This window comes from Streptomyces sp. NPDC026672, from assembly GCF_040638185.1.
GTDB lineage: Bacteria > Actinomycetota > Actinomycetes > Streptomycetales > Streptomycetaceae > Streptomyces.
In genome coordinates this window covers 1-19780 of record NZ_JBEZXS010000012.1, presented here as the reverse complement: position 1 = coordinate 19780, position 19780 = coordinate 1, and the positions used below count along the sequence as shown (strand labels likewise).

The following is a 19780-nucleotide window of genomic DNA, read 5'->3' as shown; positions in this document are numbered from 1 at the left end:
GTCGGTTTCAGGTATCCCCCGTTGTCGGGTTCAGGCCGTGACCAACGCGCACTGGCCCCGGTCGGCCTTCGCCGGTCCGGCGGCGCTCGGCCGGACGTCGAAGTCGAACATGGCGGTGGGTACGTACAGCGAGCAGCAGGCGTTGGGGATGTCGACGATGCCGCTGATGCGTCCCTCTATGGGGGAGGAGCCGAGCAGCAGGTAGGCCTGCTCTCCGCTGTAGCCGAACTTCTTGAAGTACTCGACGGCGTTGAGGCAGGCCCGGCGGTAGGCCAGCGTCGCGTCCAGGTAGTAGTTCGTGTCCGTGTCGTGGTCGACGGAGACCCCGATGAAGGTGAGGAACTCCGTGTACCGCGGCTCGACGTTGCCCGGGATGAACACGGGGTTGGTGGTGATGCCGTACGTCTCCATGCCGCCCTTGATCAGGTCGACGTGGAAGTCGACGTAGCCGCCCATCTCGATGGCGCCGCAGAAGGTGATCTCTCCGTCGCCCTGACTGAAGTGCAGGTCGCCCCCGGAGAGTTTGGCGTCCTTGACGTGCACGGGGAAGAAGACCCTCGAACCCCGGGTGAAGTTCTTGATGTCCTGGTTGCCGCCGTTCTCACGGGCCGGCACCGTGCGTGCGCCCTCCTCGGTGATGCGTCGGGCGAGATCCCCGGTGGCCTTGCCCGCGAGCGCGTTGGTGGTGTCCGGCGGCACGGCGAGCGGCGGGACCCGGTTCGGGTCGGTGTCGATCAGCGCCTGCTCCCGGGCGTTCCAGCGGGTGAGCATCTCGGCGGAGGGAGCGGTTCCGAACAGCCCTGGGTGGGTGATCCCCGTGAAGCGGATCCCCGGCAGGTGGCGGGAGACGGCCTGCTGCCCGTGGAAGTCCCATATCGCCTTGTAGGCGTCCGGGAAGTAGTCGGTCAGGAAGCCGCCGCCGTTGGCCTTGGCGAAGACGCCGGTGTAGCCCCAGCCCTGGCCCGCCGCGTCTCCGGTCTGCTGCGGAACGGGACCGAGATCAAGGAGGTCCACGACGAGCAGGTCGCCCGGTTCCGCGCCCTCCACACCGATCGGGCCGCTGAGCATGTGCGGAATGGTCAGGTCGATGTCGCGGACGTCGTTGGCGGATTCGTTGTTGCCGACCTGGCAGTCGGTCCAGTCGCGGCACTCCAGGCGGAATTCCGCTCCCGGCCGCACCATGGCGACGGTGGGAACGTCCGGGTGCCACCGGTTGTGTCCAGGAACGTCCTGTTCACGCATCGACTTGCTCTGGTCCACTGTGAAAAGAATGTCAGGCATGAGAACTCCTCATTTCTGACCCGGTCACGTCGGCGCGCCCACGCTTCCTGCCGGCGGGGCGGCCGAGGTCGGCCGGGGTGTCCTATGGGTGCGTGGCCACAGCCCCGCGAACACGACGACGCCGAAGACCGCCAGTGCGATGGCGATCTCGGTGGGGTGCTTCCAGTAGCCGGAAAGCAGCAGCCCGGCGGGAATCACGCCGGTGACCCAGCCCTCGATCGCCGTGACCCAACCGGTGTAGACCCTGAGGTTGTCCATCTTGAGGCCGAGCAGCAAGAAGAACAGGAGCCACAGGAATGCCCAGTAGAGCCAGATGACGCCGAAGGGGTAGTCCTTGAAGAGTCGGAAATTGACGAACGAGTACCCCAGGGCGGCAATTGCCACGAACAGCGAGTAATAGCCGACGCCGGTGCTGTCGAGACCGGCGAGCAGGCCGATACCCACGTAGAGATACGTGAATCCGAAGAGGTAGATCCCGGATGCCGCCAGGATCTTCATGGGGTCGTCGCCTGCGGTGAAGATGAGATACGTCGGTGTCAGTACCTGCAGTGCGCCCACGAAAAGGTTGAACACCGCGGCCGCTCGCGCATCGACCTTGCCGAGCAGGAGCAGTCCGTTCATGAAGAGCACCGCACCGACAAAGAGCAGTCCCACGTTTCCCACGGGGACACACCTCCTAAGTCCGCGTGGAGTAATTCCGCTGCGCCGACCACCGCCCTCGGGGGCCGACCACCACCCTCAGAGACGCGGCAGCCGCGGGAGTGCGGGGTGCGGGGGCCGCGGCGCCCTGCTGCGCGGCGGCGGCTGGGAGACCACTTCCGGGGCCTCACGCGCCCGTTCCTCCCGGACACGGAGGGCGGCGACCTCATTCGAGGTCCGCGAGAGACCCGGCGCGGAATACACACGTCTCGCGGCGCCCGCACACACAGGGCAGCCGTAGGATTTGGGCGCCGTCCCGATTTCCAACTTCACATCGAAGGACCCGCAGCGGCTGCATAGATATTCATAGGTTGCCATCAGCACTCCGAACGTCTGTGGAGGCCGGCCGACCCGATCATACGAAGCGTGCCTGAATGAATGCACGCCACAGCCTGTTCCCTACCTTCAAGGAGACCTCTCGTAAATCCACGTGTCAAGCCCGGACGACCGGCCCCGCCTCTTTCCCGGGACGCTTCGCCGGGGAGCAGGCGTAACAGAATCCGACGCCGACAATTGGCACGACCGACCGCCCGCCGGGCCCGGACCGGTGACGGCCCGGCCGACGGGCGGACCGCCGCGGACGTCGAGCGCCGCGACGGCGCAGTGGCCGCCTCCCGCCGCAGGCCCCCGCCGAATACCTGCATCCTTATCCACCGGCCCGCCCGCAGCATATTGGCGGGGATTGCAGCGCCGACGCACGCTCAACTAAAATTTAAGGCCCCATTGACGGAGGACGGCCATGGCGAAGATCCTTGCGGTGCTCTATCCCGACCCCGTGGGCGGTTATCCTCCCGATTACGCCCGCGCCGACATTCCGACCATCAGCGAATATCCGGGCGGTCAGACGACACCGACGCCGCAGGGCCTGGATTTCACCCCGGGACAGCTCCTCGGCAGCGTCTCGGGAGAACTGGGACTGCGCCGGTTCCTGGAGGACCGAGGTCACACCTATGTCGTCACCAGCGACAAGGAAGCGCCTGACTCCACCCTGGACCGTGAACTGCCCGACGCGGACGTGGTGATTTCGCAGCCCTTCTGGCCCGCTTATCTGACCCCCGAGCGGATCACTTCCGCCCCCCGGCTCAAACTCGCGATCACGGCGGGGATCGGGTCGGACCACGTCGACCTGCCGAGCGCCATCAACCACCGTATGACGGTGGCGGAGGTGACCTTCAGCAACAGCATCAGCGTGTCCGAGCACGCCGTCATGCAGATCCTGACCCTGGTGCACAACTACATGCCGGCCCACGACTGGGTGACCGCCAAGAAGGGCTGGAACATCGCCGACAGCGTCTCGCGCGCCTACGACCTCGAAGGCATGGACGTCGGCGTCCTCGGCTCCGGCCGCATCGGCCAGGCGGTACTGCGCCGCCTCAAGCCGTTCGACGTCAGACTGCACTACTGCGACGTACACCGGCTGCCGAAGGACGTCGAGGAGGAGCTGGAGCTGACCTGGCACCCCGACGCCCGCTCGCTGGCCTCCGCGGTCGACGTGCTGTCGATCCACACCCCCCTGCACCCGCAGACGCGGAACCTCTTCGACGACGAGCTGCTGGGGGCCATGAAGCGCGGTGCGTACATCGTCAACACCGCCCGCGCGCTCATCGTCGACCGGGATGCCGTGGTGCGGGCCCTCAACAGCGGCCAACTGGCCGGTTACGCCGGTGACGTCTGGTATCCGCAGCCGCCTCCGCCGGACCACCCCTGGCGCACCATGCCGTACGAGGCGATGACACCGCACGTGTCCGGTTCGACCCTCTCGGCGCAGGCCCGTTACGCGGCCGGCACCCGGGAGATCCTTGAGTGCTGGTTCGAAGGGCGCCCCATCCGTTCCGAGTACCTGATCGTCGACGGCGGTGGACTCGCCGGGACGGGAGCGCGCTCCTACACGGTCACCGGATAAAGAAGATCCACCAAAAGACACGGCCGAAGATCCACCACATCAGTGGCTAATGGACCTTCGGCAGTGCCATGCCTGTTGCGCTTGATCTTTTTCCTGTGCCCCCTTTCCTGTGATCCCTTTCCTGTGACCCGACTCACCCCGAATCTGCTGGCAGGGTGCGGCCGAGACGTTTAGTTTGCTAAACAGAAGGATTTTTTCTATGCGGAGGCAGCGGCGCCGCGCATACTGTTTCGCAAGATATTCGAGGCGAACGCCGGGAAGGTGGATCAGTGAGCAACATGGACGCCGTGTGGGTCCGGGGCGTGAACGGCATTCAGTTGCATCACGTGACCGATCTCCAGGATGCCGGCCGCTTTTTGGGCAACGCGGCCATGGCGCTGCGGGCCGCACACGTGAGGACCGGCACCGACCGGTACTCCAGCCTCGCCGCCGAGCTCAAGAGCCTGGTGGAGCGAGTGCGGGAAATGGAGGAGGAGGCGCGGTCGAGCATGCACGACCTGCACGCCACCGACCCCGAACGCTTCGCCCGCTGCCGTGACGGCCACGAGCCGTGGCCCGGCGAGATCCCGGCGGGATTCATCCCCCGCCACACCTGCAAGGACGAATGCCTCTACCACGACCGCAACGTCCTCGAAGCCATCACCCAGTGCACCTGCGGCCGCCCGCCGTGCCGAGCCTGCGAAATCGGCGGCAAGCTCTAAAAGGCCCGGCTTCATGGATACCGTCGGCATGCTGCCCGTCCCCGATGCCCGCGACTCTCCCTCGGCCGGAAAGGCGCTCTCGCGGGCGCGGCAAGCGCGTGACGTCGGTCATGACCCGGCTCTTTCAGGGTCGGTGTGCGGCCGCTGAGGGCAGAGCATTCAAGCCCGGGCTCCTGGCGGCCATGGCTACGCTCTGCCCATGCCTCACTTCGTGTGTCGCCACTGCGGTGACGACGTGCCCACGCGTCCCGGCTTCGAGATGACGGCGGCGGCACAGCACGCGAAGGAGGCCGGCCACCCGAACAAGGGTGTCACCCTGGCCACCAGGACGGGGCGGCGACCGGCAGCGGGGTGGGTGGAGCACCGGCGGAAGCCGAGCGCGCGGCGGCAGAAGTGGGACGCGTACCCGCTCCACGTGCGCGGCGCGGTCGCCCTGGCGCTGATCGCCCTCGCGGTGATCGCCGCCGTGTGGATCGACGACCGGCTTGACGGCACGCCGAACACGCCGCCACCGTGTCACGGCGGTTTCCCCGTCCGGCGGGTCTGCTGACCGGCCGGGGCACGCACTGCTCGCCGCACATCTACCCTCGGACAGCCCCGAGACGCCGGCCACCCGGCCCAACGTGACGCGGATGCTGTTCCTGGATGACCGCTACCGCGCGCTGTACACCGACTGGCACGACGAGGCGCGGCTCGCGGTCGCCTCGCTGCGGCCGGCCGAACTGGTAGGCCAACCCACCTTTCCATGCGATGAGTTCGCCTCCCGCTGGGCCCGCCATCCGGTGCGCACCCGTATCCCGGGGGTGAGGCTCGTCCGGCCGGCGCCTGATCGCCCGTACGGCCGAACCTGGCTCACCTTCCGAGGCGGCTTTGCGTCTGCTGGGCAGCACGGCCGCGCGTGAGATCGAGAGCACCCCCGCGACGGCGTGAGGCCGGACCCGCCGACGACGTGTGCTGCGCTCGGCCGCCCTTCCCCGCCCGGCGGCATGCGCGGAAAAACCCCTCCTGTGCTGTCGGTGGCCTCTGTTAACTTCGTGCACTTGTGTGATCCACAATTCTCACGCGCCAACAGGGGAGGGCCACTTGACCAGATTCGGATGGACGGGCCGACACAGACGGACAGTGGTGGGGAGCTGTGCGGCGGCGCTGCTGGCCGCGGCCGCCGGGACGGCGCACGCGGTGGACAACCTGCCGCCGAGGCAGCCGCTGGTCCAGGACCTCCGGTCGGGAGGCAAGGCATGCGCGACCGGCGAAGACACTCCGTACGTCTCGGCGCCGCCCCGACTCGGCGCAGTGCTGTACGACCCCGAGGAGGACAACCAGCCCTCCGAGGCCAGCCCGGTCAGCGGCGAGTTCGAAGCCTGGTGGACGGACACGGCAGGCGTGGAACAGCGGCGCACCTACACCACCATCACCCTGACGTCGGGGCAGAGCCAGTACTGGACGGTGCCGAACGACATCCCGGCGAACACCGTCATCTCCTGGCACGTCCGCGCGAACGACGGTGAGTCGACCTCCGCATGGAGCGACGAGGGCGACGGCTCGGTCTGCTCGTTCGTGTACGACGACACGAGTCCGGAGAAGGCCACGATCACCTCTCCCGACTACCCCGAGCCGGAGGAGGTGTTCTGGGTGGACGGAGTGGGCGTCTACGGCCACTTCACCGTGGACTCGCCCTCCGACGACGTGGTGTCGTACACGTACGGCTTCCTGGGCGGCCCCCATGGAACCGTCCCCGTGGAGCGGCCGGGCGCGGCCGTGACCATTCCGTATCTGCCGCTCACTTCGGGACCCAAGTCGCTGACGGTCCGCGCGATCGACCGGTCGGGCCGCAGCAGCGCGGAGTCACGTTACGACTTCAACGTGAAGGCCGGCCGTGCTCCCGTCGCCCACTGGAGGCTGGACGACCCGGCGGGCTCCCGCTCGGCCGCCGCAGAGACCGGCACCGCCGCCCGTGCCGGGACCGGCGTGACCTTCGGCGGCCCGGCGCCCGCGGGCACCACGACCACCGCCACGGTCAGCCTCGACGGCAGCGGCCACGGCTTTCTCACCCCGGAGGCCCCGGCGGCCGACATCCGCAGGACCTTCGCGCTGAGCGCGTGGGTACGGCCCGCCGAGACCGACCGGAACATGACCGTCGCCAGCCAGGACGCCGACGGGGCGCCCGGTTTCAGCCTCGGTCTGCACCGTCAGGACTCGGGGCCCGCCTGGTCGTTCGCGATCGGCGGCGCGCGGGTGTCCGGCGGTGCCCCCGAAACCGGCGAGTGGACACATCTGCTGGGGCTCTACGACGCCGAGACCGGGAAGGCGCTGCTGTACGTCAACGGCCACGAGGTCGGGACCGCGGCCGACGCGACTCCCGCCGAGGCGGCCGGAGCCTTCCAGATCGGGCGCGTCCGCGGGGCTGCCGGCTACCGGGACCGGTGGCACGGGGACATCGGTGACGTACAGGTTCACGACCGGGTCGTGGTGCCGGACGAGGCGGCCGAACTGGCGTACCGCAAGCCGAAGCTGCTCGGCCACTGGTCGCTGGAGAACGCAACGGACGGTGTGAGCCCCGAGCAGTCGGACCGCACGCCGCTGCGGATCGGCACGGGCGCCTCGATCTACCGGGGCTCCGACGATTCCTGCATCCCGGACATCGACCCCGACTGCACCTACGTACCGCCGCCACTCGTCGGCGAGGGACATCTGCGTCTGGACGGCGAGAACGGGTATGGCGCTGCCGACGGGCCCGTCGTGGACACCGGGGACAGCTTTACCCTCGGCGTCGTCGTACGCCTCGCGGACTCCGATCCCGCCCACCCGATGACCGTGCTGTCGCAGGCCGGTGAGCACACCGACGCCTTCAAGGTGCGTTACGAGCCGTCCACGCACACCTGGCAACTGGTGATGCCGGAGAAGGACGAGGCCGGAGCCCCCGAGAGGGTGGTGTCCCAGATCGCGGGCGCGGACGGCGGCGAGGGCGAGGGCCATCGCCTCGCCGTGGTCTACGACGACGCCACCGACACGATCAAGCTCTACCTCGACGGCTACACCAACACCCAGGCGACCACGACCCTCCCCGACGGCCGGCCCAGCAACGGCGCCCTCCAGATCGGCCGGGCCCAGGTCGGTGACGGCTGGGGCGAGTACCTGCACGGCGACGTGGACGAGGTACAAGCATATTCGGGCGCGCTGAGGGACGAGGACATCATCGCCCTGGGACAAACCACGGACCCCTGCCTGTGCTGACCCCTGGTCCCTGACCTCCCCCGCGGCCCGCCCGAACCCACGTTCAGGCGGGCCGTCCTGCGGAACTCCGCGTCATCACGGGGACAGAAGGTTTCCCCTCGCGCAGCGCGTGGTGGGGCGGGTGGGACTCGAACCCGCGGGCCGACGTACCGCACCGCCCTGCGCATCCGACGCGAGCACCCTGCCCCCGGCGACGGCACCATGGCCCGGCCCGACACCCCGCCGGACATCCTCGCCCCCTTCCACCGCGATCCCGGCTCGCATGCGTGCTCGATCTGCCGGACGAGGCGTACAAGCCGGCCCGACCGCACTAACGGCCTCCATCTGGAGCATCCCCTCAATCCACCAGGGCCTGTCCGGCGTCCACTCCCCGCCACCGGCGACGACATCGGGGCCGGCCCCGACGGAGTGAGCGTGACATCCGCGGGATCGATATCGCCCCCGGCGACCTGGCCGCTTACCGCAACTGTCTGTTCCTCACCGTCGACGAGGACGGACTGATCGCTGCGGCAGCCCTGCTGCTGTGGTCGCGCGGTTGGGTGGAGCCGGTGGTGGCCCCACCGGAGCCTCGGCACATCGTTGCGCAACAAGTGCCGGCCCTCTGTCTGCAGGAGCATCGAGTCGGGAACCGGCTGTGGCAGGAATGGTGGGGAGGGCTCGGTCCCTTCGGAACGCCGCTTCGGCTACCGGCACTTCATGGTCCTCACCGCGGTGTTCACCGCGGCTCCGGAATTCACGGTGCTCCCGGGACGTACCGAGATCGGCACGATCAATCCCGCGCTGCTGACCGAAGAGGTGGTGGGGCCTCGACGCCTGCTCCTCGCCGGGCAGAGCCGGCAGGTGATGTACATCGACCGGTCCCGGCGGCAATGCTTCGTCGAACCGGTCGATGGCGGCGGCAAGGCGCGCTGGGGAGGAACAGGGTACAGCCGGACCGCCTCGTACGAACTGACTCGCGCGGCACGGGAAGTGCTCCTCGGTGCCGACCCGCCGGTCACCCTCACCTGGCGTGCCGAGACCGCGCTCGCCCAGGCACGCGAGAGCGGCTCGGAACTGGTCCACCCCGATGGGACAGTGGTCGTCAGGGGCGGCGCGACACCAACGTGCGCTGGTGGACCTGGGCCGACTACCGGGCCAACGCCACCCTGGCCGCCACACTCACCACGATCGCCGATCCCCTCCAGAAGATCAGGCTCGTGCGTCTCGCTGCTGGACTTCCTTGAGGACTCCGGCCACTGTCGCGAAGTCATTGTCCACGTGGAGGACAGTGTGCCCATGGTGCACAGCAGTCGCGCACACCAGCAGGTCGATCGCTCCAGCGGCGCGGTGCTGACCCCGCTGGGTCAGCTTGTACTGGGCGGTGTCGACCCAACGCCAGGCGTTCTTCGGAACCGGAGAGAGCAAGCAGAGCGCGTCCAGTTCCTCTGCGAGCTCATCCCGATGGGACGGGCTGGTTGCCGAGTAGAGAAATTCGGCCCGTGTCGGCTCGCAGAGGTGGAACACCCCGGCGGCGACGTGTCCCTCCCAGGGACGCAGCGCGCCTGGGGTGCGGAACAGATGCCACAGAGCCGAGGTGTCCACCAGATACGTGATCACTCGAAGGCCTCGCGTCGGGCACGCTTCTCGGCGTCATGCGCCGCCGCGGCCTGCTCGAACTCACCACGCGCACCTCGCGCGGCCAGCTTCTCCGCGGCCTCAAGCCGCTTGATCCGCGCCACGTAGTCCCGAAGCGCCGCGTTGACGGTCTCCTTCTTCGTCGTGACACCCATGAGCCGCATGGCCTCGGCCAGCGCCTCGTCATCGAGATCAATCTGCGTGACGGACATCGGACACCTCCAACATCCACGATGTATGCACCCAGGATACATCACCAACATTGGGCAGGCCAGAGACCACAAACAGACCACCCCAGGGCAGCGCGCCGAACGTCGAGGCGTTCCCATGGGTCTATTCCCGCTACGAGACGAGCCGGCGGAGGCCCGCTCGACGCCGACACGAACCATCCCACAGGCGCCACACCCGACTTGAGCGGAATCGGCGTCCAGAATCCGTCCAGACGATCATGAAATCATGATCATGACAGGGTCGCCAGGACCCTCACACCCTCGCCCCGACCAGGAAAGTTACTGGTCGGAAGGTTTCTGCTCGCGCAGCGAATGGTGGGGCGGGTGGGACTCGAACCCACGGCCGGCGGATTATGAGTCCGCTGCTCTAACCGGCTGAGCTACCGCCCCATAGCGGCGTGTCGCGTACACGTGTGCGCGCCGTCTGCCGCAGCATAGCCGCTCATACGATCTCCTGCCTCGGATGGTCGGCCTTCATGACCTTGATGACCGCGCCGAGGCCCGCCCGGTTCCCGCGGACACGGAATCGGGCATGGACCGAACATGAAAAAGGACCCCTCAGGGTCCTCGTTCAGCATGCTCCCCCGACTGGACTCGAACCAGTAACCTGCCGGTTAACAGCCGGCTGCTCTGCCAATTGAGCTACGGAGGACCGAGCTCCCCCGACTGGACTCGAACCAGTAACCTGCCGGTTAACAGCCGGCTGCTCTGCCAATTGAGCTACGGAGGAATGCCTCGTTGCATCGAACGCAGCTACCTGGGTATCCGCCAGGCGGCGCGTGCTCGCTGCGACACATACATTAGCGCAAGCAGGGGGGTGCTCCGCCAATCGGTACTCCCCCGCGCCGAAGCCGCACCAGAGACCGAAGCAAGGGAAGGGTGGCCGCCATGCGCTACCGGCTCACGTTCGTCGCCGGACTGGCCCTGGGTTACGTACTGGGCACGAAGGCGGGACGCCAGCGCTACGAGCAGCTGAAGAAGTCCGCTCAGCAGATCGCGCAGAACCCCGCCGTCCGCAACACCGCGGAGACCGCCGCCCAGCAGGGCCGCCACTTCGCGGGCAAGGCGCTGCACTCGGTCAGCGACCGGGTCGGCGACCGCGTCCCCGAGTCCGTGGCGCAGCGGGTCCGCTCGCTGCGGGACCGTACGAACGGCACGGGCGAGGACGAGTGGGGCAGCGGCCACCCGTAGGACGCGGCCACCCCTAGGGCGTAGCCACCCGGACGTGGCCACCCGTAAAGCGCGGCCACCCGCAAGGCGGCCCTCCCCGGCGGCCAAACCCCCGTAACCCCCCACCGACCGCCGTCACCGGAAGGAACCCGGCCACGGCCGACCCAGGCGGAGCCATACGGCAAAATCAGTTGGCATGGGGATAGTCGCCGGGCTGGACAGCTCACCCGATTTCACTCGCATCGTCGTCTGCGACGCGGACACGGGGGCCGTGCTGCGCCAGGGATACGCACCGCACCCGGTGGAGAACACCGAGGGCGGCCGGCCCTCCGACGTCGACCCGCAGTCCTGGCTGCTCTCGCTCGGCGAGGCCGCCGGGGGCGGGCTGCTGGAGGGCGTGCAGGCCATCGGCGTGTCCGCGCAGCAGAACGCGCTGATCCCGCTGGACGCGCAGGGCAACACCGTCCGCCCCGCGATGGTCGGCGGGGACCGGCGGGCCCAGGTCGCCGCGGCCGACCTGGTGGACGCGCTCGGCGGGCGCGAGGCCTGGGCGCAGGCCGTGGGCTCCGTGCCGCAGGCCGCGCAGCCGGTGACCAAGCTGCGCTGGCTCGCCCGCAGCGAACCCGAGAACGCCCAGCGCACGGCGCTGCTGCTCCAGGCGCACGACTGGCTGGTGTGGCAGCTGCTGGGCCGGCCGCTGCGCCGGACCACCGACCGGGGCGGCGTCTCCGGCACCGGCTACTGGTCCGCCGCCACCGGCGGCTACCGGCCGGACCTGGTCGAGCTGGCGCTCGGTCACCAGGCCGTGCTGCCCGAGGTGATCGGCCCCTCGGACGCGGCCGGTACGACTCCGGAGGGGCTGCTGATCTCGGCGGGCACCGGGGAGACGATGGCCGCCGCGTTCGGGCTGGGCATCGGGCTCGGCGACGCGGTGGTCTCGCTCGGCGCCTCCGGTTCCGTGATGGCCGTCCACCCCGAGGCGCTCGTCGACCAGTCCGGGATGATCACCTCGCTCGCCGACGCCACCGGCATGCACCTGCCGGTGGTGACCACCCTGAACGCCGTGCGCACCCTGCGCGGCACCGCCGAACTCCTCGGCCTGTCCGACCTGGAGAGCCTGTCCGACCTGGCGATGAAGTCGACGCCCGGCTCCCACGGCCTGGTCATGCTCCCCTACCTGGAGGGCGAGCGGACGCCGAACCTGCCGCACACCGCCGGCACCCTCGCCGGGCTGCGGCGCGAGTCGATGCGGCCGGAACACCTGGCGCGGGCCGCCTTCGAGGGCATGCTGTGCGGGCTCGCCGACGCGCTGGACGTGCTGCGCGGCCGGGGCGTGGACGTACGGCGGGTCTTCCTGCTCGGGCAGGCCGCCGAGCTGACCGCCGTGCAGGCCGCGGCGCCCTCGCTGTTCGGCGTGCAGGTCGTCGTACCGCAGCCCGCGGACTACGCGGCGATCGGGGCCGCCCGGCAGGCGGCCTGGGCGCTCGGCGCGTCGCAGGGCACCCTCGACCCCCGTAATCCGCCCGTGTGGCGGGGCGCGGCGGCCCAGGTGCTGGAGCCGGGCGACGAGCTGGCCGTGGGTCAGGCGGTGCGCCAGCAGTACGTCTCCGTGCGCGAACAGACCCATCCGGGGGCCTTCCGGGTGTGAGCGGAGCCGTACCCGGGCGGGGCGGAGGGGGCCGCGGCGGAATCCTTGGTCTGCTGTTGGATTAATCGGTTGAGGTAACACCGGTGGAGTGTCCGACGATAGGGGCCAGGGGCGGACGACGGCCCCTCACCCGCCGACTCCGAGAGACGTAGCGTGCTCATACGACTTCTGCGGACCTATCTCAGGCCCTACAAGAAACCCATCACCCTGCTGGTGCTGCTTCAGCTCCTCCAGACCTGCGCCACCCTCTACCTGCCCACGCTGAATGCGCACATCATCGACAACGGCGTGGTGAAGGGTGACACGGATTACATCCTGTCCTCCGGCGCCGTGATGATCGGTGTCTCCCTCGTCCAGGTCGTGTGCAACATCGGCGCCGTCTACTACGGCGCGCGCACCGCCTCGGCGCTCGGCAGGGACGTGCGCGCCGCCGTCTTCGACCGGGTGCAGTCCTTCTCCGCGCGTGAGGTGGGTCACTTCGGTGCCCCGTCACTCATCACGCGCACCACCAACGACGTGCAGCAGGTCCAGATGCTGGTCCTGATGACGTTCACGCTGATGGTGTCGGCGCCCATCATGTGCGTCGGCGGCATCGTGCTGGCGCTCGGCCTCGACGTGCCGCTGTCCGGGGTGCTGCTCGCCGTGGTGCCGGTGCTCGGCATCTGCGTGACGCTGATCGTGCGCCGGCTGCGGCCGCTGTTCCGCGCGATGCAGAAGCGGCTGGACACGGTGAACCGGGTGCTGCGCGAGCAGATCACCGGCAACCGCGTCATCCGCGCCTTCGTCCGCGACGAGTACGAGCAGGAGCGCTTCGGGAGGTCGAACGCGGAACTCACCGAGATGCAGCTGGCCACGGGCCGGATGCTCGCGCTGATGTTCCCCATCGTCATGACGGTGGTCAACGTCTCGTCCATCGCGGTCGTCTGGTTCGGCGCCCACCGCATCGACAGCGGCGGTATGCAGATCGGCGACCTGACCGCGTTCCTCGCCTATCTGATGCAGATCGTCATGTCCGTGATGATGGCCACGTTCATGTTCATGATGGTGCCGCGCGCCGAGGTGTGCGCCGAGCGCATCGAGGAGGTCCTGGACACCGAGTCCAGCGTGGTGCCGCCGCTCGCCCCGGTCACCGAGCTGCGCCGGCACGGCCATCTGGAGATCCGCGGCGCCGGGTTCCGCTATCCGGGTGCCGAGGAGCCGGTGCTGCGCGCCGTCGAGCTGGTGGCCCGGCCGGGCGAGACGACCGCCGTCATCGGCTCGACCGGCAGCGGCAAGTCGACCCTGCTCGGGCTGGTCCCGCGGCTGTTCGACGCGACCGAGGGCGAGGTCCTCGTGGACGGCGTGCCCGTCGAGGAGGTCGATCCGAAGCTGCTCGCCCGGACGGTCGGCATGGTGCCGCAGAAGCCGTACCTGTTCGCGGGCACGGTGGCCACCAACCTGCGCTACGGCAATCCGGACGCCACCGACGAGGAGCTGTGGCACGCGCTGGAGGTGGCGCAGGCCAAGGGCTTCGTCACCGATCTGGAGGGCGGTCTGAACGCGCCGATCGCGCAGGGCGGCACCAATGTCTCCGGCGGCCAGCGCCAGCGCCTCGCGATCGCCCGGGCGCTGGTGCAGCGCCCGGAGATCTACCTCTTCGACGACTCGTTCTCCGCGCTGGACTACGCCACCGACGCGGCCCTGCGCGCGGCGCTCGGCCGGGAGACCGCCGAGTCGACGGTGGTGATCGTCGCCCAGCGGGTGGCGACCATCCGGGACGCCGACCGGATCGTGGTCCTGGACGAGGGCCTGGTCGTCGGCACGGGCCGGCACCACGAGCTGATGGCGGACAACGAGACCTACCGGGAGATCGTGCTCTCCCAGCTCACGGAAGCGGAGGCTGCCTGATGGCCGGGCCCATGGGACGCATGATGGCCGGGGGCGGCCCGGACCAGCGCTCGATGGACTTCAAGGGGTCCGGCAAGCGGCTCGTCGCCCGCTTCCGGCCCGAACGCGTCACCATCTACGTCCTGCTGGCGTGCGTGGTGCTCAGCGTGACGCTCAGCGTGATCGGGCCGAAGATCCTCGGCCACGCCACCGACCTGGTCTTCGCCGGCATCGTCGGCCGGCAGCTGCGGGGCGGGATGTCCAAGGAGCAGGCGCTCGCCGCGATGCGCGCGCGGGGCGACAACGAGCTGGCGGACATGCTCCGGAGCACCGCCTTCACCCCGGGCAGGGGCATCGACTTCGACGCCGTGGGCCAGGTCCTGCTGCTCGCCGTGAGCACGTTCCTGGTGGCCGGTCTGCTGATGGCCGTGGCGACCCGGCTGGTCAACCGCTCCGTCAACCGGACCATGTTCCGGATGCGGCAGGACGTGCAGGCGAAGCTGTCGCGGCTGCCGCTGTCGTACTTCGACAAGCGCCAGCGCGGCGAGGTGCTGTCCCGGGCGACCAACGACATCGACAACATCGGCCAGACGCTCCAGCAGTCGATGGGCCAGCTCATCAACTCGGTGCTGACGATCATCGGTGTGCTCGCGATGATGTTCTACGTCTCCTGGATCCTGGCGCTGGTCGCGCTGGTGACCGTGCCGCTGTCGTTCGTGGTCGCCACGCGCGTCGGCAAGCGGTCGCAGCCGCACTTCGTGCAGCAGTGGCGCTCCACCGGCAAACTGAACGCGCACGTCGAGGAGATGTACACCGGGCACACCCTGGTGAAGGTGTTCGGCCGACAGGACGAGTCGGCCCGGCAGTTCGCCGAGCAGAACGAGGCGCTGTACGAGGCCGGGTTCCGGGCGCAGTTCAACAGCGGGGTGATGCAGCCGCTGATGATGTTCGTGTCGAACATCAACTACGTGCTCGTCGCGGTCGTCGGCGGTCTGCGGGTCGCCTCCGGCACGCTGTCGATCGGTGACGTGCAGGCGTTCGTCCAGTACTCGCGGCAGTTCTCGATGCCGCTGACGCAGGTCGCCTCGATGGCGAACCTGGTGCAGTCGGGCGTCGCCTCGGCGGAGCGGGTCTTCGAACTCCTGGACGCGGACGAGCAGGAGGCCGACCCGGTGCCGGCCGAGCGGCCCGCCGAACTGCGCGGCCGGGTGGCGCTGGAGCACGTGTCGTTCCGGTACGACCCGGAGAAGCCGCTCATCGAGGACCTGTCGCTGAAGGTCGAGCCCGGTCACACGGTCGCGATCGTCGGACCGACCGGCGCGGGCAAGACCACGCTGGTCAATCTGCTGATGCGGTTCTACGACGTCTCCGGCGGGCGGATCACCCTCGACGGGGTGGACGTCGCGCGGATGTCCCGGGACGAACTGCGCGCCGGCATCGGCATGGTGCTCCAGGACACCTGGCTGTTCGGCGGCACGATCGCGGAGAACATCGCGTACGGCGCCTCGCGCGAGGTGACGCGCGGGGAGATCGAGGAGGCGGCGCGGGCGGCCCACGCGGACCGGTTCGTCCGTACCCTGCCCGACGGCTACGACACCGTGATCGACGACGAGGGCACGGGGGTCAGCGCCGGTGAGAAGCAGCTCATCACCATCGCGCGGGCGTTCCTGTCCGACCCGGTGATCCTGGTGCTGGACGAGGCGACGAGTTCCGTGGACACGCGGACGGAGGTGCTGATCCAGAAGGCGATGGCCAAACTGGCGTCGGGACGCACGTCGTTCGTGATCGCGCACCGGCTGTCGACCATCCGGGACGCGGACACGATCCTGGTGATGGAGAACGGCTCGATCGTCGAACAGGGCGCCCACGCCGAGCTGTTGGCCGCGGAGGGCGCCTACGCCCGCCTCTACAAGGCCCAGTTCGCCCAGGCGGTGGCCGAGATCGACTGACGCCGGCAGCCCCGCGCCCCGGAGGGGCGCGGGGCTGTACCGCGAGGCCGTTCAGTCCAAGTAACCCCGTAGCTGATCCGCGAAGGCGTGGTCGCGGAGTTTGTTGAGCGTCTTCGACTCGATCTGCCGGATCCGCTCCCGCGTGACGCCGAAGATGCGGCCTATCTCCTCCAGCGTGCGCGGCCGCCCGTCGGCCAGCCCGTACCGCAGCTGGACCACCTTGCGCTCCCGCTCGCCCAGCGTGGAGAGCACCGCCTCCAGATGCTCCTTGAGCAGCAGGAACGCGGCAGACTCGACCGGGCTCGCGGCGTCGCCGTCCTCGATGAGGTCCCCGAGCGCGACGTCGTCCTCCTCGCCCACGGGCGCGTGCAGCGACACCGGTTCCTGGGCGAGCCGCAGCACCTCGCCGACCCGCTCCGGCGCCAGGTCGAGCTGTGCCGCGACCTCCTCCGCCGTGGGCTCGTACCCGCGCTCCTGGAGCAGCCGCCGCTGCACCCGGACGACCCGGTTGATCAGCTCGACGACGTGCACGGGGACGCGGATGGTGCGCGCCTGGTCGGCCAGGGCGCGGGACATGGCCTGCCGGATCCACCAGGTGGCGTACGTCGAGAACTTGTAGCCGCGCGCGTAGTCGAACTTCTCGACGGCCCGGATCAGCCCGAGGTTGCCCTCCTGCACCAGGTCGAGCATGGTCAGGCCGCGGCCGATGTACCGCTTGGCGACGGAGACCACGAGCCGCAGGTTCGCCTCGATGAGCCGGCGCTTCGCCATCCGCCCCATGACGACGAGGCGGTCCAGGTCGAGGGCGAGCCGCTCGTCGAGGCCGGGCGTGCTGCCCAGCCGCTCCTCGGCGAACAGACCGGCCTCGACGGAGCGGGCGAGTTCGACCTCCTCGGCGGCCGTGAGCAGCGGGATACGGCCGATCTCGCGCAGGTACTGGCGGAACAGGTCCGAGGAGGGCCCGCCGGTCTCGGCGCGGGCGGCGGGCGGCTCGACGGGCTCGGGGGCCCCGTCGGTCAGCTCCTCGGCGGGCGGCTCGGCCGGCTCGGGCACGGCCTCCGGTTCCGCCTCGGGGTGGAGCGCGACACGGTTCTGGGGCGGTACGGCCGCGCAGACCTCGCTCCCCGCGTCGGGCACGCCGTTCGTGCTGCTGTCGGTCTGGGTGAGGGTCTGGGTCTGCACGGGGGCGACCTCCAGGATGATCGCTGCCCGGGTGAGCGGCAGCGGTACTTCGGGGGCGGAGTCGACGGCCTCGCCGCTGTCCGTCCCGTACGAGATGAACGGAACCGCGGGGGTGTAGGACCCGTGGGGGTCGGATCGGCCGCGCTCCGAGGACTCAGGCACCGCACCCAGTGTGGGGTACGACACATCGCTGCCACGAGGGGCGTGCGGTGACTTTTTGCGTCCGGGCGGTGACCGCGCGCCTACAGCGCGTTCGCGCCCTGCTCGCGCAGGGCCTGTCCGTACTGCTGGAGGACCCACAACTCGTTCTGCACGGAGGCCAGATGGGCCGGGTCACCGCCGCTGCCGAGCCGGGTCAGGGTGATCTGGATCTCCTGGATGCGGCGGTCGACGGCGCGTCTGCGGACCCAGACGAGTTGTTCGCCCGCGTAGTTGTCGTCGACCGTGCGGCGCATGATCGCCTCGACCGCGAGTTCCGTGACCATCGCGCGCACCGAGTCGTCGGGGGCGGCCTCGCGGACGCGGACCAGGTACTCCTGAGGGTCCCGGACGCCGAACTCGACGCCGCCCGCCTCCATGACGGCCTCGCGCACGGCCGCGTAGGGCGGCGCGGTGAACTCGTCCACGCCGTACGCGTCGAAGGCGGGGGCGACCAACTCGGGGCGCTGGAGGGCGAGTTTCAGCAGCTCGCGTTCGGTGGCGTACACCGGGTTGCGCAGGTTGAGGGCGGCTCCCTGGGCGGTGGGACGGGCGGCCTGCGCCTCCTGGGGACGGCGCCTGTCCTGGGCCGGGGCGGGGCCCTTGCCGCCCCGCTCGCGGGCCCAGCGCGCCAGCTGGGCGACCCGCTTGACCACGAACTGGGTGTCGAGGATGCCGAGCATGCCGGCGAGCTGGACGGCGACCTCGTGCTGGGCGCCGCTGTTCTTGATGCGGGCGACGATCGGGGCGGCCTCGTCCAGGGCGGCGGCGCGGCCCGCCGGGGTGTCGAGGTCGTAGCGGGCGACGATCTGGCGGAGCGCGAACTCGAAGAGCGGGGTGCGGGGTTCGACCAGGTCGGCGACCGCCTCGTCGCCCTTGGCGAGGCGCAGCTCGCAGGGGTCCATGCCGTCGGGGGCGATGGCGATGTACGTCTCGGCGGCGAACTTCTGGTCGTCCTCGAAGGCCCGCAGCGCCGCCTTCTGGCCGGCCGCGTCGCCGTCGAAGGTGAAGATCACGCGGGCGCTGCCGTTGTCCATCAGCAGCCGGCGCAGGATCTTGATGTGGTCGCCGCCGAAGGCCGTGCCGCAGGTCGCGATGGCGGTGGGGACGCCGGCGAGGTGGCAGGCCATGACGTCGGTGTAGCCCTCGACGACAACCGCGCGGCTGGACTTGGCGATCTCCTTCTTGGCGAGGTCGATGCCGTAGAGGACCTGGGACTTCTTGTAGATCGCGGTGTCGGGGGTGTTGAGGTACTTGGGGCCGTTGTCCGCCTCGTACAGCTTGCGGGCGCCGAAGCCGACGACCTCGCCGCCGATGTCGCGGATGGGCCACATCAGACGGCCCCGGAAGCGGTCGATGGGACCGCGGCGGCCCTCCTGGGCGAGGCCGGAGAGGACGAGCTCCTTGTCGGTGAAGCCCTTGCCGCGCAGGAAGCGGGTGAGGTGGTCCCAGCCCTGGGGGCTGTAGCCGACGCCGAAGTGGACGGCGGCGGCCTGGTCGAAGCCGCGCTCGGCGAGGAAGAGGCGGCCGGTCTCGGCCTCGGGGCTGGTCGCGAGCTGTTCCGCGTACCACTGCGCGGCGACCTTGTGGGCCTCGACCAGGCGGATGCGTTCGCCGCGCTGGTGGGAGGGGTTGTAGCCGCCCTCCTCGTAGCGCAGGGTGATGCCGGCCTGGGCGGCCAGGCGCTCGACGGCCTCAGAGAAGGAGAGGTGGTCGACCTTCATCACGAAGGTGAGGGTGTCGCCGCCCTCCTGGCAGCCGAAGCAGTGGAAGAGTCCCTTGCTGGGGCTGACCTGGAAGGACGGCGACTTCTCGTCGTGGAACGGGCAGAGGCCCTTGAGGTTGCCGCCGCCCGCGTTCCGCAGCTGGAGGTATTCCGACACGACGGCGTCGATCGGGACGGCGTCCCGTACCGCCTTCACGTCCTCGTCGTTGATCCGTCCTGCCACGCAGTGATTCTACGGGGCCCGGGACACCACTCCGAAGGGGCGCGGGCCGGACCCGGCGGACGCCTAGGGCGTGTTTCGAAAGTAGCGCCGTCCGCCCGGAGGGCGGGGCCCGCGGCGTCTGGTGCGTGCAATCGCAAGGCGGAGGATCGCCCTCGT

16 protein-coding genes, 3 tRNA genes and 1 pseudogene are annotated in these 19780 nt (G+C 69.6%); 10 read left to right on the top strand and 10 right to left on the bottom strand.

Going from position 1 to position 19780, the window contains the following annotated elements; genetic code table 11:
• Positions 1-30 precede the first annotated feature (30 nt).
• The 3 genes from fmdA to AB0F77_RS16140 form a co-directional block, all read right to left on the bottom strand.
• Positions 31-1281, bottom strand: coding sequence for a formamidase (gene fmdA, locus AB0F77_RS16150; RefSeq protein WP_361947820.1), 1251 nt, complete (start codon positions 1279-1281; stop codon positions 31-33).
• Between the two features lie 24 nt (positions 1282-1305).
• On the bottom strand, positions 1306-1944 hold the full coding sequence (locus AB0F77_RS16145) for an AmiS/UreI family transporter (protein WP_361947817.1): 639 nt from the start codon (positions 1942-1944) through the stop codon (positions 1306-1308).
• 75 nt (positions 1945-2019) lie between these two features.
• Positions 2020-2298, bottom strand: a complete 279-nt coding sequence (locus AB0F77_RS16140) for an FmdB family zinc ribbon protein (RefSeq protein WP_361947814.1) — start codon at positions 2296-2298, stop codon at positions 2020-2022.
• Positions 2299-2719: 421 nt separating this feature from the next.
• On the opposite strand from AB0F77_RS16140, the gene AB0F77_RS16135 reads away from it, so the two are divergent.
• The 6 genes and pseudogenes from AB0F77_RS16135 to AB0F77_RS16110 form a co-directional block, all read left to right on the top strand.
• A complete protein-coding gene (locus tag AB0F77_RS16135) occupies positions 2720-3883 on the top strand; it encodes an NAD-dependent formate dehydrogenase (protein WP_361947811.1) in 1164 nt (387 codons plus the stop codon).
• A gap of 278 nt (positions 3884-4161) precedes the next feature.
• Entirely contained in the window at positions 4162-4584 is a 423-nt protein-coding gene (locus AB0F77_RS16130; protein ID WP_361947808.1) for a hypothetical protein, read from the top strand.
• 199 nt (positions 4585-4783) lie between these two features.
• Positions 4784-5134 (top strand): hypothetical protein, encoded by a 351-nt coding sequence (locus AB0F77_RS16125; protein ID WP_361947805.1) that lies wholly within the window; start codon positions 4784-4786, stop codon positions 5132-5134.
• Between the two features lie 73 nt (positions 5135-5207).
• Positions 5208-5486: a hypothetical protein gene (locus AB0F77_RS16120; protein ID WP_361947802.1), complete on the top strand. Its 279-nt coding sequence runs from the start codon at positions 5208-5210 to the stop codon at positions 5484-5486.
• Between the two features lie 220 nt (positions 5487-5706).
• Positions 5707-7818, top strand: coding sequence for a LamG domain-containing protein (locus AB0F77_RS16115; protein WP_361947799.1), 2112 nt, complete (start codon positions 5707-5709; stop codon positions 7816-7818).
• A gap of 461 nt (positions 7819-8279) precedes the next feature.
• Positions 8280-9005: pseudogene (locus AB0F77_RS16110) on the top strand (ATP-dependent helicase); the annotation flags it as partial.
• A 1-nt stretch (position 9006) separates the two neighbouring features.
• Here the strand turns inward: AB0F77_RS16110 and AB0F77_RS16105 are convergent.
• The 5 genes from AB0F77_RS16105 to AB0F77_RS16085 form a co-directional block, all read right to left on the bottom strand.
• Positions 9007-9414, bottom strand: a complete 408-nt coding sequence (locus AB0F77_RS16105; protein WP_361947796.1) for a PIN domain nuclease — start codon at positions 9412-9414, stop codon at positions 9007-9009.
• A complete protein-coding gene (locus AB0F77_RS16100) occupies positions 9411-9644 on the bottom strand; it encodes a type II toxin-antitoxin system VapB family antitoxin (protein WP_053672219.1) in 234 nt (77 codons plus the stop codon). Before AB0F77_RS16100 ends, AB0F77_RS16105 begins: the two co-directional genes overlap by 4 nt.
• Before the next feature lie 331 nt (positions 9645-9975).
• Positions 9976-10052, bottom strand: a tRNA-Ile gene (locus AB0F77_RS16095).
• A 189-nt stretch (positions 10053-10241) separates the two neighbouring features.
• Positions 10242-10314 (bottom strand) — tRNA-Asn (locus AB0F77_RS16090).
• Positions 10315-10319: 5 nt separating this feature from the next.
• Positions 10320-10392, bottom strand: a tRNA-Asn gene (locus tag AB0F77_RS16085).
• 158 nt (positions 10393-10550) lie between these two features.
• On the opposite strand from AB0F77_RS16085, the gene AB0F77_RS16080 reads away from it, so the two are divergent.
• From AB0F77_RS16080 to AB0F77_RS16065, 4 genes are all read left to right on the top strand, one after another.
• Entirely contained in the window at positions 10551-10853 is a 303-nt protein-coding gene (locus tag AB0F77_RS16080; RefSeq protein WP_361947792.1) for a YtxH domain-containing protein, read from the top strand.
• Between the two features lie 175 nt (positions 10854-11028).
• Positions 11029-12480, top strand: coding sequence for an FGGY family carbohydrate kinase (locus AB0F77_RS16075; RefSeq protein WP_361947789.1), 1452 nt, complete (start codon positions 11029-11031; stop codon positions 12478-12480).
• 153 nt (positions 12481-12633) lie between these two features.
• A complete protein-coding gene (locus AB0F77_RS16070) occupies positions 12634-14367 on the top strand; it encodes an ABC transporter ATP-binding protein (protein WP_361947786.1) in 1734 nt (577 codons plus the stop codon).
• Entirely contained in the window at positions 14367-16295 is a 1929-nt protein-coding gene (locus tag AB0F77_RS16065) for an ABC transporter ATP-binding protein (protein ID WP_361947783.1), read from the top strand. Before AB0F77_RS16070 ends, AB0F77_RS16065 begins: the two co-directional genes overlap by 1 nt.
• Before the next feature lie 51 nt (positions 16296-16346).
• Here AB0F77_RS16065 and AB0F77_RS16060 read toward each other — a convergent pair whose 3' ends face one another.
• Positions 16347-17639 (bottom strand): RNA polymerase sigma factor, encoded by a 1293-nt coding sequence (locus tag AB0F77_RS16060; protein WP_361947780.1) that lies wholly within the window; start codon positions 17637-17639, stop codon positions 16347-16349.
• Positions 17640-17719: 80 nt separating this feature from the next.
• Entirely contained in the window at positions 17720-19624 is a 1905-nt protein-coding gene (gene dnaG, locus AB0F77_RS16055) for a DNA primase (protein ID WP_361947777.1), read from the bottom strand.
• Positions 19625-19780: the final 156 nt, after the last annotated feature.

Coding starts and splice junctions, on each gene's coding strand:
- AB0F77_RS16075 (WP_361947789.1), top strand. CDS start 11,029: ATGGGGATAGTCGCCGGGCTGGACAGCTCACCCGATTTCACTCGCATC.
- AB0F77_RS16130 (WP_361947808.1), top strand. CDS start 4,162: ATGGACGCCGTGTGGGTCCGGGGCGTGAACGGCATTCAGTTGCATCAC.
- AB0F77_RS16080 (WP_361947792.1), top strand. CDS start 10,551: ATGCGCTACCGGCTCACGTTCGTCGCCGGACTGGCCCTGGGTTACGTA.
- AB0F77_RS16100 (WP_053672219.1), bottom strand. CDS start 9,644: ATGTCCGTCACGCAGATTGATCTCGATGACGAGGCGCTGGCCGAGGCC.
- AB0F77_RS16125 (WP_361947805.1), top strand. CDS start 4,784: ATGCCTCACTTCGTGTGTCGCCACTGCGGTGACGACGTGCCCACGCGT.
- AB0F77_RS16140 (WP_361947814.1), bottom strand. CDS start 2,298: ATGGCAACCTATGAATATCTATGCAGCCGCTGCGGGTCCTTCGATGTG.
- AB0F77_RS16065 (WP_361947783.1), top strand. CDS start 14,367: ATGGCCGGGCCCATGGGACGCATGATGGCCGGGGGCGGCCCGGACCAG.
- AB0F77_RS16135 (WP_361947811.1), top strand. CDS start 2,720: ATGGCGAAGATCCTTGCGGTGCTCTATCCCGACCCCGTGGGCGGTTAT.
- fmdA (WP_361947820.1), bottom strand. CDS start 1,281: ATGCCTGACATTCTTTTCACAGTGGACCAGAGCAAGTCGATGCGTGAA.